Source organism: Burkholderia sp. Bp9004 (assembly GCF_003858025.1).
In the GTDB taxonomy this organism is placed as follows: Bacteria; Pseudomonadota; Gammaproteobacteria; order Burkholderiales; family Burkholderiaceae; genus Burkholderia; species Burkholderia diffusa.
This window is the reverse complement of record NZ_QTQD01000091.1, coordinates 1-542: the sequence shown is the minus strand read 5'-3', so window position 1 is coordinate 542 and position 542 is coordinate 1. Positions and strand designations below refer to the sequence as shown.

General features: G+C 67.0%; 1 protein-coding gene. It reads right to left on the bottom strand.

Annotation, left to right across the window (positions count from 1 at the left end):
* Positions 1-542, bottom strand: a 542-nt coding sequence (locus DIE08_RS35885; RefSeq protein WP_221622522.1) for a DUF6531 domain-containing protein, incomplete at both ends; no start/stop codon positions are given.

Here is a 542-nt window from a genome sequence, read left to right as displayed (position 1 = left end):
TCGCCGTGGCGCTGGTAGGTCTCGCGGCGTTCGTAGCCACGACACAGCACCAACTCGTGATCGCGTACACGAACCAGGGTGAGGTCTTCGATGCGATCTTCATGGAACTGTCCGACCTTGGGCAGCGGGTAGCCGTGGCTGCGCCCGTCGGCGCCGTGGTAGCGCAGGCCTTCGCCCCGCACGTCGAAGCGCGTGGTGTATGGCGTGATCCAGCGCGCGCCCAGTGCGCCATCATCGAAAGCACCTAGGCTGGAGCGGTAGGTACGCGTCCATTCAATGGGGAACGGACCCGGCAACGCGAAGTCGGTATGCGCGATGGTCTCGCTGCCCATGGCGAAGCTGATGCTGCCGCAACTGCCGACACACGTGCCGTTTTTCTGGGGCTTGGCATCGCCTTGAGCCCTACGTTCGACGGGGCGCGGCTCCAGCGGCTGCCCCGGGTGGCTGGCCTTGCTGATGCTGGTAGTGCCCGACTTGACGTTGGCGCCATGTCCCCGGCCGGGTCTGCGGGCGAGGACGGCGCGGGCCAGGCCCGCGATGAT